The organism is Wohlfahrtiimonas larvae, assembly GCF_002006755.1.
Classification (GTDB): Bacteria; Pseudomonadota; Gammaproteobacteria; order Cardiobacteriales; family Wohlfahrtiimonadaceae; genus Wohlfahrtiimonas; species Wohlfahrtiimonas larvae.
The window spans coordinates 1-13782 of sequence record NZ_MVDO01000077.1; the positions used below are offsets into that span (position 1 = coordinate 1).

General features: G+C 34.0%; 14 protein-coding genes and 1 pseudogene. 8 read left to right on the forward strand and 7 right to left on the reverse strand.

The features are described 5' to 3' along the window. Positions 1 to 189, reverse strand: a pseudogene (locus tag BZK14_RS04760) (hypothetical protein); the annotation flags it as partial. Between the two features lie 486 nt (positions 190 to 675). On the opposite strand from BZK14_RS04760, the gene BZK14_RS04765 reads away from it, so the two are divergent. Further along, positions 676 to 1599, forward strand: a complete 924-nt coding sequence (locus BZK14_RS04765; RefSeq protein ID WP_077925423.1) for a homoserine O-succinyltransferase — start codon at positions 676 to 678, stop codon at positions 1597 to 1599. A gap of 87 nt (positions 1600 to 1686) precedes the next feature. Then, on the forward strand, positions 1687 to 2193 hold the full coding sequence (locus BZK14_RS04770) for an NlpC/P60 family protein (protein WP_077925424.1): 507 nt from the start codon (positions 1687 to 1689) through the stop codon (positions 2191 to 2193). Positions 2194 to 2245: 52 nt separating this feature from the next. Here BZK14_RS04770 and BZK14_RS04775 read toward each other — a convergent pair whose 3' ends face one another. After that, positions 2246 to 2668 (reverse strand): hypothetical protein, encoded by a 423-nt coding sequence (locus BZK14_RS04775; protein WP_245831163.1) that lies wholly within the window; start codon positions 2666 to 2668, stop codon positions 2246 to 2248. A 15-nt stretch (positions 2669 to 2683) separates the two neighbouring features. Next, on the reverse strand, positions 2684 to 3556 hold the full coding sequence (locus tag BZK14_RS04780) for an NAD(+)/NADH kinase (RefSeq protein WP_077925426.1): 873 nt from the start codon (positions 3554 to 3556) through the stop codon (positions 2684 to 2686). A gap of 69 nt (positions 3557 to 3625) precedes the next feature. Here BZK14_RS04780 and selD point away from each other — a divergent pair, with 69 nt between their 5' ends. Together selD and BZK14_RS04790 are read left to right on the forward strand one after the other, a co-directional pair. Beyond that, positions 3626 to 4678, forward strand: coding sequence for a selenide, water dikinase SelD (gene selD / locus BZK14_RS04785; RefSeq protein WP_077925427.1), 1053 nt, complete (start codon positions 3626 to 3628; stop codon positions 4676 to 4678). Positions 4679 to 4760: 82 nt separating this feature from the next. Next, on the forward strand, positions 4761 to 6197 hold the full coding sequence (locus BZK14_RS04790; RefSeq protein ID WP_077925428.1) for an O-antigen ligase family protein: 1437 nt from the start codon (positions 4761 to 4763) through the stop codon (positions 6195 to 6197). Between the two features lie 64 nt (positions 6198 to 6261). Here the strand turns inward: BZK14_RS04790 and BZK14_RS04795 are convergent, their stop codons facing one another. Beyond that, entirely contained in the window at positions 6262 to 7710 is a 1449-nt protein-coding gene (locus BZK14_RS04795; RefSeq protein WP_077925429.1) for an aminoacyl-histidine dipeptidase, read from the reverse strand. Positions 7711 to 7932: 222 nt separating this feature from the next. Between BZK14_RS04795 and BZK14_RS04800 the strand changes: the two genes are divergently transcribed. The 4 genes from BZK14_RS04800 (at position 7933) to BZK14_RS04815 (ending at position 12180) form a co-directional block, all read left to right on the forward strand. After that, on the forward strand, positions 7933 to 9627 hold the full coding sequence (locus BZK14_RS04800; RefSeq protein WP_077925430.1) for a coiled-coil domain-containing protein: 1695 nt from the start codon (positions 7933 to 7935) through the stop codon (positions 9625 to 9627). Positions 9628 to 9743: 116 nt separating this feature from the next. Then, the gene (locus BZK14_RS04805) at positions 9744 to 10166 is read left to right on the forward strand and encodes an RrF2 family transcriptional regulator (protein WP_077925431.1); all 423 of its coding nucleotides are present in this window, start codon (positions 9744 to 9746) and stop codon (positions 10164 to 10166) included. A gap of 73 nt (positions 10167 to 10239) precedes the next feature. Beyond that, entirely contained in the window at positions 10240 to 11472 is a 1233-nt protein-coding gene (nadR, locus tag BZK14_RS04810; RefSeq protein WP_077925432.1) for a multifunctional transcriptional regulator/nicotinamide-nucleotide adenylyltransferase/ribosylnicotinamide kinase NadR, read from the forward strand. A gap of 177 nt (positions 11473 to 11649) precedes the next feature. Then, positions 11650 to 12180, forward strand: coding sequence for a pilin (locus BZK14_RS04815; protein WP_077925433.1), 531 nt, complete (start codon positions 11650 to 11652; stop codon positions 12178 to 12180). A 63-nt stretch (positions 12181 to 12243) separates the two neighbouring features. On the opposite strand, the gene efpL is transcribed toward BZK14_RS04815, so the two are convergent. Genes efpL through BZK14_RS04830 form a run of 3 tightly spaced genes read right to left on the reverse strand, consistent with a single transcriptional unit; the run spans position 12244 to position 13770 of the window. Continuing rightward, positions 12244 to 12807, reverse strand: coding sequence for an elongation factor P-like protein EfpL (gene efpL / locus BZK14_RS04820; protein ID WP_077925434.1), 564 nt, complete (start codon positions 12805 to 12807; stop codon positions 12244 to 12246). A 21-nt stretch (positions 12808 to 12828) separates the two neighbouring features. After that, positions 12829 to 13476, reverse strand: a complete 648-nt coding sequence (gene can, locus BZK14_RS04825) for a carbonate dehydratase (RefSeq protein WP_077925435.1) — start codon at positions 13474 to 13476, stop codon at positions 12829 to 12831. A gap of 24 nt (positions 13477 to 13500) precedes the next feature. After that, entirely contained in the window at positions 13501 to 13770 is a 270-nt protein-coding gene (locus tag BZK14_RS04830) for a helix-turn-helix domain-containing protein (protein ID WP_008315064.1), read from the reverse strand. Positions 13771 to 13782: the final 12 nt, after the last annotated feature.

A 13782-nucleotide genomic window follows, 5' to 3' on the forward strand; every position in this document is an offset into this window, starting at 1 on the left:
TGCTATTGGCCTTAAATCAACGATAATAAAACTTGCGATATGATCAATTAAAATAGTTTCTTTACCGCCAATATCAACAGACAAGAAAAACATAATGATACCGATAAGACTTAAGAAAAATATTTTAACTAATGTAAAAATACTAATATCACGCCCATTTTCTGCCACATTCTTATTAGTAGCGTCCATACAATCCTCCGAAGTACAACAAATTAAAGTTTGCTACTATGCTATGAATTGTAATGCTCTTATTTGTATTGTATCTGGCACTTTCAAATTCACTACATATTTTGGATACTATCATACTTCATTTATTTGTCTTCACATTTTTATCAGACATCATATTTTATTTTAAAATAAACGATAAATTAATATAAATAACAATTAATTAACCAATAAAATCATTATAATTTTGTCTAGACAAAATAGCATCTCCATAAGAGAACTTGACAGCTAGATCTTTAAGTGATTTTATATATCCAACGTAAATTCAAGAATTAAGAGAACATGAATACACTAACATTTCAACCAATGATGATGCTTTAGAGGGTTACTCACTGAGTGACTCTCGAAACTGTATGAGTCACTCTAAAGCCCCATTGATTGTATTGTTAAAGCCAGAGTGATTAAACACTCTGGCTTTTTTAATGGATATTATATTTTGAGGAGAAAAATATGCCTGTCGTTATTCCAGAAGATTTACCCGCTACCCAAATTTTAAAGGATCACGGCATCTTTGTGATGAACTCTGAACGAGCTCAAAAACAAGATATTCGCCCAATTAAAATTTGTATTCTAAATCTAATGCCCGATAAAATTACAGCTGAAACTCAACTTTTAAGCAAACTCAGCAACGGAACATTACAAGTTGATATTACTTTAATGGCCATTGAAAACCATACTTCTAAAAATACTAAACAATTACATTTAGATACATTTTATAGTTATTTTAATGACATTAAAGATCAATATTTTGATGGCATGATCATTACGGGCGCCCCCATAGAGCTACTAGATTTTAAAGATGTGACTTATTGGGATGAATTAAGCACAATATTTGAATGGAGTCGTGAACACGTTTTCACATCGCTTTATATTTGCTGGGGTAGTCAAGCTGCTCTAAAATATTTTTATGATATAGATAAACGTACTTTTCCTGAGAAATTAACAGGTGTCTTTCCGCACATTAAAGAGAAAGAAGATTCACAATTATTAATAGGCATTGATGATGTATTCTACGTTCCACAATCGCGTAATACTGAAAGTGACCCTGAAGCCATTAGAAATCACCCTGATTTAGAAGTTATCGCTAGCTCAGAAGAAGCAGGTATACATATTGTTGCCAGTAAAAATGGCAGACAATTATTTATGAGTGGCCATCCTGAGTACAATAAAGATACACTTTTATTAGAATATCAACGAGACTTAGCACAAGGTTCGACTGTTATTCCTTGTAATTATTTTGTAGATAACAATCCTGAAAATGCGATACAAACTCGCTGGGTCAGCGCTTCTAGTATCTTTTTCCAAAACTGGTTGAACTATTTTGTTTATCAAGAAACAGATTATGACTTTACTTCTCGTCATACTGAGTCATAATAGACAAAAATATATAATTCGCTATAGATCAGGGAATGCTTCCTGATCTATAATATCTCACTCTATTATTGTATTAATGATTGCTCCATGAAAAAAACATTAGCCATTGTGATGTTAACAGTATTTGCTACAGGTTGTGCATCAACCAGTAGAAATAACTCATCTAAAAATTCTGTCGCACGCCATGCCCAACTAAGAGACAATCATATTGTGACGACAGAACTCAAAAAACAATTGAAACAATGGAAAGGCACACCTTATAAATTAGGTGGTGACTCTTTACGTGGTATTGATTGCTCAGCTTTTGTTCAACGTACATTCAATGATAAATTTGATATCCAATTACCCCGCACAACAGTTGCACAAACATCTCAAGGTGTTAAGATTAAAAAAGAGAATCTGAAACCTGGTGATCTCGTGTTCTTTAAAACAAATTGGGGTGGCAGCGGTTTACATGTAGGCATTTATAATGGTAATAATCAATTTATTCATGCCTCCACATCTAAAGGCGTTATGACATCATCGTTGGATGAAAAATATTGGAAACAAAGATTCTATCAAGCACGTAGATTACAAACACCTGCTGTAACCTAATAAATACATAATAAAAAGAGAGTGGTAATCCTCTCTTTTGATCATTTTTCAATTATCCTTCATTTATCTCAACTTCAACACTAATTAGCTGATATTTTTGGTTGTATTTCATTATTGCACGGTTTCGCCATAATAATTCTAAATCATCTGTATACAACTCGATTTTATCCACATACATCACAATTGCATCTAATGACACAAAGTCAAATAGCTCTTCTAATGTATATTCTGCCTCCCCATCATTGAGCCAATCACGATTCTTAATCATTAATAACTGCTCTAAACCTGCAATGAATGCATTTTCAAATTCATCACTTTCTAAGAAATCAATTAACTGATTGGCGACCACTTCAATATTTTCAGCTTCAGTTACTAAATTAATTTTAAGAGGCATCTCTGATAATTCAATACTACCTACATAACCTTTCAGAACTTCCTCATAAACTAAATCACCCAATACTGGATGCTTAATCATTAATGCACTCATTTATTAACGCTCTCTCTCAGGGTGATGCCCCCAATTTAACTTGGCTCGTAAAATTTCAAAATAACTGTAGTTTGATGGGTGAATTAAAGTAATTTTTGAGGCATTACTCACTAAATTCAGCTCCTCACCAATATTAAAGTCAAAAACAACCTGCCCATCACAACTCACACTCACAGTATGTTTAACGCTATCTTTCAACTTAACTTTAATCTTACGATCTGTCGGTAATACGATTGGACGATGACTAAATGTATGTGGAGAAATAGGGACAATTAATACTGCTGACAATGTTGGATAAACCAATGGCCCACCTGAAGACAATGCATAAGCAGTTGATCCTGTTGGTGTTGCAAAAATCACACCATCAGCCCAATAGCTTGTCAAATACTGATCATCCACATAAACATCCAACTCAATCATTCTAGAAATACTGCGCTGATGAATAACCACATCATTTAAAGCAAAAGAGCTAACATTATTATCAATGGTAATGCGAATTAACTCTCTTTCTTCAGTCGTATATTCACCACGTAAAATACATTCTAAACTCTCTTTTAACTGAGTTTCACGAATATCTGTTAAAAAACCTAATCGCCCTAAGTTAATGCCAACAAAAGGGATATTCAAATGGCAAGCTTTGCGAGCAATACCTAAAAATGTACCATCACCACCAAAAATAACAATAAGATCACAATCTTTTACAGCCCTTTCTAAGATAGATCTTGTATGTTCACTATCATTAGGAGGCAAAGCTAATACAACCGCCTCACAACCATTATTTCTAAGCACGCTCTCAGCTGCCTTAATTACTGATTCAAATGAAGGATTGCTAACATTATTACGGCTCACCAAAGCAACTTTTTTAAAATTGATCATCTCGGCTTATTAATCTAGGAATAAAGTGCTAAACTTTACCTTATTCTATGAGGATTTAAAAGCAAAGAAATGTCTGAAATCAAATTAACACAATATAGCCACGGCGCAGGATGAGGCTGTAAAATTGACCCCAAGGTTCTTGGGCAGATTTTAGCAGGCAGTGGTATACAAACTTCTGATCCAAATTTATGGGTGGGCAACCAGTCTCGAGATGATGCTGCTGTTTATGGCATTGACGAAAAAACTGGGATTATCTCAACCACAGATTTCTTCATGCCAATTGTGGACGATCCTTTTGATTTTGGCCGAATTGCAGCAACTAATTCCATCAGTGATATTTATGCCATGGGTGGCAAACCTATTATGGCGATCGCAATATTGGGCTGGCCAACGAATGTGCTTGCGCCTGAAATTGCTCGCACAGTGATAGAAGGCGGTAGAGCTATTTGTGATGAAGCTGGTATTGTTTTAGCAGGTGGCCATTCTATTGATGCACCTGAGCCAATCTTTGGATTATCTGTAACAGGTATTGTTGATAAATCTCATCTTAAACGTAATGATACTGCTCAAGTTGGCGATTACCTTTTCTTAACTAAGCCTTTAGGGATTGGTATTTTAACGACTGCAGAAAAACGAGGCTTATTAAAAGATGAAGATAAACACTCTGCACGTGATGTTATGATTCAATTAAATAAAGTTGGGGCTGAATTTGCAAAATATGATTATATTCATGCAATGACTGATATCACAGGCTTTGGCTTAATTGGCCATCTCTCTGAAATGACCGAAGGTAGTAATATTTCTGTGGAGCTATTCAGTGATGCTATCCCCTTGATTGAAAATGTTCGCCATTATGAATCACTAGGATCAATGCCAGGAGGAACTTTCCGTAATTTAGATAACTATGGATATCTTGTTGAAAAAAATAATGCCTTTGAACAATATAAACATATTTTAGGTGACCCTCAAACAAGTGGTGGTTTATTAGTTTCTGTATCACCAAATCATATCGAAGAATTTTTATCTTTATCATATGAATTAGGATTAAAAGACCTAAATCCCATTGGGCAAATGATTTCTAGCAAAGAGTATCGAATTTATCCTAAATCAAGCCTCATGTAATTATTATGCCATAGAGTTTCATAAATCTATGGCATATACTAACGCAACTAATTAACTAATACTTTATAATAGGTTGCATCCAATGCATAATAGAATCTTACCATTATTGCTTCTACATAGAAGTATTTTTATAATTTTTATACTTTGGATATTTATAACTTTTGCAAGCCTAGATAATATTCCTTGGTTTAGTGATTATTATGATGTTTGGCGTGCAGAACAAATTAGCATTTTAATACTTGCAAGTACTGGTTTTTTATTACTCCCTAAACGTATTCTGCTACTACACTCTAAAATTATATTATTCACAACATCGATAGCCTTATGTTATTTTTTAGCCTATTTTTTGGGCATACAAAACACTACATCCTTTCTTACTATCAGTTTAAATATATTACTAATCATTTCTATTACTTATTTTGCTATAACTTTTACTTTAGATTTTCAATGGTATGAAAAAACTTTATCTCTAGTTGCCTTTATGCCAATCCCCGCTGTAATTTACTTTTTCACAGGTATTATTATTCAATTTTTTGATCCAACATACACAGATCATGGTCATAATCATTTTCAAAATATTCGGTATTTCAATGATGCTTTATTACCTGCACTGCTTATTTTATGGTTGCGACCAAGCTTTTTAGCACAACCTAAATACAATAAAATCATAACAACTCTAAGTATTTTATATTTATATATTTTCTTGAGTGATGGTGCACGCGCCATTATGTTAGCTTTCGCACTAGCATTTACTACTATTTTAATCTTTGATTACTCTCGAAAATCAACAATTAAAATACCTTTAATTTATTTAATTTACGCTGTACTAGCATTTTATTCATTAGATTTTCTTTCAAGTACAATCAATGGTGGAACATCATTAGATAACCATGAACTGGTAAGATCTAGCAGTTCTGGCAGATTAGATTTATATATGTATTCATTACAATCTTTTATCGATAATCCTACTTCTGGTTTTGGCGTAGCAAATTTTACACTACCTGATAATCCTGCATTTTATGGCCAAGGTCATCCTCATAATATTATTTTAATGTGGCTCAGTGAAATGGGAATCTTAGGAGTAATACTAACATTATTACTCTGTTTTGCCTCACTCAAACTATTCTTAATTCGAAAACATTTATCTGTTTGGGGCTGGGTAGGCATATTCATGCTTTTAGCCAATGGCATGTTATCTGGTGCATTAATTTATCCATTCAGCCAAATGCTTACTTTGTTATTAATAACATACGTATATGCACAATACCAACAGACTCAATCTGTCATTCAATTATCTGACTCTACTTATAAATATACATTAGTTGCTATATTGTGTAGCAAGGCCATGTTGATTTTTGCAATACCTATTTTAATCATCACAACTTATTGGATTTATCCTTATCTAATCAACACCCCATTAAACTATCAAGATATAATATTAGACGATACTTTGATTTACCGCGCTCGAGGGCCATCAACATGGCAAGCCAATCCTATTATGAATTTTCCAAAAGAATAAATTGTCACAAAAAAGCTGACTTAATTTTCTAAGTCAGCTTTTTAAAACTTCATTCTCTATGAAATTAGTCTTTCAATGCTTTCAATAATTCTTTTGTCAATTCATAAATTTCTGCAACAGCGGGAATATTGACTCTTTCATCAGGTGAGTGCGCACCTTTAATTGTTGGTCCAAAGCTTACCATTTCTAAATCGGGGTACAGCTTACCAATTAAACCAGTTTCTAGACCCGCATGAATCACTTCAACACCCATTGGCACGCCATGCTTTTCTTCATAAATTTTTTGCAATATCTGTAAAGGTTTTGAATCCAAGTTAGGCTTCCAAGATGGATAATCATTTTTCGCTTGCCAGAAATAACCTGATAATTCACCCAAGTTTTTAGTTTTTGTCTTAATCATTTCAAAACCTTCTTGAGTTAAGAAGCGCGCTAATAAACCAACACTTAAGCCACCTTTTTCAGTAACAGATACCGTACCAATATTACAACTAGACTCTACAACAGGTAATATTGCTGAACGCTTCAAAACACCTTGTGGCAATAAAGTTAAAAATGACAATAAATGATGGGAATCTTGTGATGACATAGAAGCTGCTGATTCAGTTTCCTCATAAGATAACTGTACACCTTCATCAATATTTTGTAGACGATTTGCCAAGTGCTTCTGCCAATGTATAAAATGCTCTTTTAAGAAATCACCATGTGTTTCATCATAAGCAATCACCGCAGTTGCTTCACGTGTTAAGGCATTACGTAAAGTACCACCCACAAATGATACTAAACGAATCGGCATTTGTTGAGATAAAGAACTTAAGCACTCCGCCAATAAGGCATTTGCGCTTTCGCGGCCCTTATGAATATCAATACCTGAGTGACCACCTTTTAAACCTTTCAAAGTCACTTTAACAAATTGGCCATATTGATCTGCGTCATAATTTAAGCTTGCACTATAGCCGATATCAACACCACCCGCACAACCTACGAAACATTTGCCTGTTTCTTCACTGTCTAGGTTGATTAAATACTTACCTTGCATCCAACCTGCTTTCATTGCACGAACGCCACCCATTCCAGCTTCTTCATCCACTGTGAGTAGAATCTCCAATGGACCATGCTCAGCTTCGGGATCATCTAAAATCGCCATACCCATCGCAACACCCATACCGTTATCCGCGCCTAAGGTTGTACCTTTTGCTTTCACCCATTCGCCATCAATATACATATCGATTGGATCTTTATCAAAATCATGATCTGTACCATCATTTTTTTGGCAAACCATATCGGTATGACCTTGGATAATCACAGCTGGTGCATTTTCATAACCTTTAGTCGCAGGCTTACGAATTAAAAGGTTACCAATTTCATCTTGTAGAACTTCTAAACCTCTTTTCTCCGCTTCAGCTTTGAAATGTGCCTGAATTCTCTCTTCTTTTTTAGAAGGACGAGGAATTTGGTTCATTTCGTAAAAGTGTTTCCAAACCAATTCTGGTGATAACTTTAAAATTTCTGACATAGAAGTTCCTTGCTATGATTGATTAATACAAAGGTTCATCATAAAGAATTCCTATAGCTTTCTCAAGGCTATCTACTCCATGATCTTGGTAAAACATGTCTTTATATGGAATTTTTATGAAAACCACTCATAGCCTAATGTTATAATTATCCTGTTTTGCAAGAAACTTTTATAAATAGCCAATCTCAAAGAACAGCCTACAAAACTACTTAGGAGAAATTAATGCAACAACGCAATCTGCCCACAAAGCAATTCGCACTATTCTCGCTATTCGTTATTTTTTTATGTTCATCCTTATCATTTGCAATTGAGCATACAGAAACAATACCATCACAAGAAAGTGTTACAGATCAGCTTATAACAATTTCCAATGATATTAAAGAGTTACAAAATAAGCGAGCAAATTTATCTTCTGAAATCAAAAAAGAAAAAGATGATGCTCATAAAAAAGAACTAGAAGATAGTCTCAAACGTGCCAATGCTCAACTTAAAGAATATACTGAGCTATTCGAAAAAATTTCTTTAGGTGGCATTGATACTGCTAGATTTGATGTGCCTGCCAAACAAGCCATACAACAAGTGGATGACTATAATTGGCAAAAGGAACTTATCCAAATCGCACAGCCTGTCTTCACAGAAATGAAGAAAATTACAGATGCACCAAGGAAACGTGATTTATTACGTCTAGAACAAAAAGAAATTGATGAACGACTGTCACAACTCAATAAAGGTTTGAGCACGCTCAATCAAATTCAGATTTCTGAGCTACCGGAAAGCGCTCAAAAAAATCTCAAAGATATCCAAGATACTTGGAATAATTTTCATAAAGAACTAGAGCGGGAGCGCCGTTTAACAACCATTAAACTCGATGAATTAACTGTTAAAGAAGACTTTACAACTCGTTTAACAAAAGGCTCATGGAGTTTCATCAAAGGCCGAGGCTTATTATTAGTCATTACAATCTCTGTGATCTCTATATTATTATATAGCTTTAACCGTTTTTTAGTTCTATTAGAGTCACGTGAGAAAAATAAAATATCCATCAGATGGCGCATTTTCATGTTGCTCTATCAAATTATCACCACATTAATTACAGTAATAGTAACACTGGCTATTCTCTATTCTTCAGGGGATATGGTTTTATTTGGTATTGCTATATTAATTATATTAGCCTTTCTTGTTACATCACGTAATTCTATTCCAAAATATTTCATTAAGACACGTATTTTTCTCAATATGGGCTCAGCTCGTGAAGGCGAACGTGTCATTTATAACGATCTACCATGGAAAGTTAGCCGCATTAATCTATATAATGCATATTTAGTTAATCCATTACTAGAAAATGGTACTATTCGCCTAACTATTGATCAATTAAATACTATGATTTCTCGCCCAACTAAAATGGATGAAACATGGTTTCCAACTGTGGTTAATGATGTAGTTTTATTGCCTAATGGCTCTACTTATAAAGTTATGCGCCAAACACCTGAATATGTTTATTTAACTGCATCTAGTACAGAACTTATTTATCCTGCTAAAGATTTTATTAAGGATAAAATTATCAATATTACATATGGATACAGCACTTCTACAGAATTAGCAGTATGCTATGGTACAGTTAAGAATAATATTGAGTTTGCAATTCAAGCATTACGAGATAATCTCACTCAGTTCATTGAAAATGAAAACCCAGAAGCCTTTAAATTAATGAAAACGTTAACAGTTGATTTTAGCCGTGTGAATGAGAATGGTAGTGCCATTTTTATGATTTCTGCAGCTATGGGCTCTTATTCAACAGATTATAGATTATCTCTGATACGCACAATCCAAAGAGGATGTATGAAAATTGCTGAAAAACATCATTGGGACGTTGTGACTATCACTAAATACATTATTGAACAAGAAAGCGCTTCATAACTACCATTTTTCCTCAAAAATTTCAAAAAATCCTAATACAGTGGAGTATTAGGATTTTTTTTATATTTTTTCTGTTACAATCTGCTCTCTCTGCTGTTCCACTGTTTCAAAACATCATGCAATTAACCCAACAAACTGATTATGCTTTCAAGACACTTATTTATGCAGCTGTTCATTCTGAACGCTTAGTAAATATTTCAGAAATTTCTCACTATTACAATATTTCACGCAGCCATTTAACTAAAGTGATTGCTAAACTTACAAAATATCAATACCTGATCAGTATCAGGGGCAATCAAGGTGGATTAAAATTAGGTACTGACCCTTTTAAAATTAATCTTGGCCAGCTTATTCGTGACTTTGAACAATTTTCTATCATTGAATGTCACAGTGAAAATAATCAATGCAATATTTCTGAGCAATGCAGAATTAATCACATTATGGCAGATGCATTAAAAAGCTTTCTACAAGTATTAGATGGCTATTATCTTTCAGATGTTATCACTAATCCTAATCTGATCAGCATGATTAAAGGATAATTTAATATAAAAATCAGTATTTTATATTAAACAAAACATGTATAATATCTGCAAATAGTTTAGGAGGAAAAATATGATTAATGTCGCGTACATTAAAAAAGTTATTAAAGATAGAGGCTTAACTCTACAAAATGTTGCTGATCACTGCGATATGACCAAAGGTTATCTGAGCCAATTACTTAATAATAAAGTTCAAAACCCAAGCGCTACAAAACTCAATGCTTTGTACCAATACCTCAACATCAATCCACAAGAAGAAGAAAAAACTGTAGGCATTATTTTTGGCGCATTTTACCCATTGCATACAGGCCATGTTTATTTAATTCAAAGAGCCATCAGCCAAATGGATGAGTTACATATTATCCTTCGTTATAATGAAGAACGAGATTACCAAACTTTTAAAGATAGTGCCATGAGCAGACAACCTTCTTTAAAAGATCGTTTGCGCTGGCTATTACAAACATTTAAATATCAGAAAAATATTCATATTCATTATATTGATGAGGAAAATCTTTCTCAATCTGAGGAAGACCAGATTTTATGGGCTAAAAAAGTGGATTATTTTTTACAATCACACAATATTAAGCCCAATATGATTTACAGCAGCGAAAATAGCGATGTAGATTTCTATCTCAAGCATTTAAATCTGCCAACTAAAATTATTGATCCTGAGCGTAAATTCATGAATATTCGCAGTGAAGATATTCGTCGCTCACCATTATCATACTGGGAATATATCCCTACTGAAGTCCGCCCATTTTTTGTGAAAACCATTGCAATTTTAGGTGGTGACTCTAGTGGCAAAAGCACTATGATCAATAAATTAGCCAATATGTTTAACACAACTAGTGCTTGGGAATATGGTAAAGAATATATCTTCAAACACTTAGGCGGAGATGAACGTGCGTTACAATTTGATGATTACAACAATATCGCATTGGGACAAGCACAATATATTGATTTTGCTGTTAAACATGCCAATAAAATTGCATTCATTGATACTGCCTTTGTTACTACACAAGCATTTTGTATTAAATATGAAGGCAAACCTCATCCATCCGTAGAAGCAATGCTTAATAACTACTATTTTGACCTTGTAATATTCTTAGATAATAATACCCCTTGGATATCTGATGGTTTACGTCATTTAGGCTCAAACCAAGCACGTAAAGAATTTCAGTCTTTGCTAAAATTGATCTTAAATAAGCATAATATTCCTTATGTTGAGATCAATGCAGAAGAATATGACGAGCGATATTTACAATGCATAGAATTAGTCAAAGATGTGCTCAAAGCCTCAAGTTAACTTATTTAATACAGTCTTTATAATTCGCTCTGGCTCTTAGGGTTTTTATAATAAGCATTATAAAAACCCATACTTTCAATCCTAAAATACACGTAGAATAAATTAACTATAGATTTTTTACGTTATCTTAAGTTAAAATAACAATCAACCAATAACTAACAAATATAAGGTATTATTATGACAAAAGGATTTACATTAATTGAATTAATGATTGTTGTCGCTATAATTGGTATCCTATCAATGATTGCGCTGCCTTCATATCAAGACTACACTAAGCGAACTTATGTATCAGAGGGACTAGCCTTATCATCCTCTGTAAAAATGGCAGCTATGGAAACCTTTGTGACAACAGGCACATGGCCAACAACAAATACTGAAGCCGGCCTGCCTAATGGCAACCAAATTAAAGGATCAGCTGTTCACTCAATATGGATATCAAGCGTATCTACTGGCACTAACAATCCACACAGTCTTTCAGCTATTGTAATTATTTATAATGAAAAAGTAGTACCAAATCCTACATATTTCCCATCAACAGATGAAAATATTTCATTTACTGGAAATAATTATTTAGCACTATATCCATTAAACATAGCATCTGATACCCCTGAGACACAAGGCTCTATCCAATGGGAATGCTACCTTAAAGGTTCCGGCCTACTCAGCCGCTGGTTACCATCTACATGTCGATCAGCTGTTGATTTTTAGATCATCATAAATAAATAAAAAAGGGCTGAATCATCAGCCCTGTTTAAATGGTAAGAAAGAGAATTATTCTCGCCCCATAAACTCGCCTGTCTCCGTATTAACACGAATTTTTGTACCATTTTCAATATAGTCAGGTACTTGAACATCAATACCTGTTGACATACGAGCTGGTTTTGTACGCTTAGTGGCACTTCCACCTTTCAATTCAGGCGCTGTATCAACAATTTCCAATACAATACTTTGTGGAGGCGCCAATGCAATAGGGTTTTCATCAATCAAAGAAACGTAATAACCTTCTACGCCTTCAATAATATACCCTTTAATATCATCTACAATTTTTGCAGATAAAATATATTGCGTGTAATCTTCCACATCCATAAAGACATAATCTTCACCATCCATGTATGAGAAAGTTGCTTCACGTTTACGTAAATCTACAGACTCTAAATCATCATCTGCACGCAAAGATAAATCAACTTTATGTCCATCAGGAATGGAAAACATCTGAATACGGTAAGTAGTGTTACCACCACGTGCCGTAGGAGCTGATTTCTCTACTTCACGAACCACATAATAAAGCCCATTATGAGCTAAAACAGTATGTTTTTTAACCTCATTTGCCTTCATATCATTCCCTATTCAACAATTTTAACAACACTTAGCATGAATTAATGTAATCGCATGCTGATATGCTTCTTCCACTTGATCTGGACGACTAACATGAAAGTTTAAATCATGCAGATGTCCATCTGCCAAACTATAAATACAACCATGTACTGTAAAGCGCTGCCCTCGATCCCATGCATCCTGTACAATTGTAGTTTGTGTAATATTATATGCTTGTTCAATAGCATTTAACTCACACAAACGATCATGACGAGATGATACATCTTCACATAAATATAGAGAATGTTCTTCATATACATTACGAACATGTAAAAGCCAATTATCTGCTAAACCTACACGCTTACCATCTAAAGCAGCTTTTACACCAGAACAACCATAATGTCCCACAACCAATACATGTTTAACTTTTAAAATGTCAATGGCAAATTGAATCACTGATAAACAGTTAAAATCACTGTGCACAACCACATTTGCAATATTGCGATGTACAAAAACTTCTCCTGGAGAAATACCTGCAATTTGATTAGCAGGTACACGAGAATCTGAGCAACCAATCCATAAATATTCTGGAGACTGTTGATCTACTAAAGACTCAAAAAAACCTGGGTTTTCTTCTTTAACTTTAGCAGCCCAAGCTCTATTTTTTTCAATGATCTTTTCAAATGCCATTTTCAGACTTCCTCTTATGGATGATTAACCAATTGACTTAGCATCAATATCATAATAATCCAATTTCTTTTTCAAAGTAGAGCGAGTGATTCCTAATATTTCAGACGCTTTAGATTGATTACCGTTTGTGTACTCTAACACTTTTTCAAACAATGGACGCTCAACTTCCGATAAAACTAAACGATATAAGTTAGGTGGATATTTTCCATCTAATTGCAGAGAAATCTCATTCAATGCGGTTTTTACAGACTCACGCAATGGGATATGACTTTTGATTCTGCGTTGTGCGATCATTCTTTGTTACTC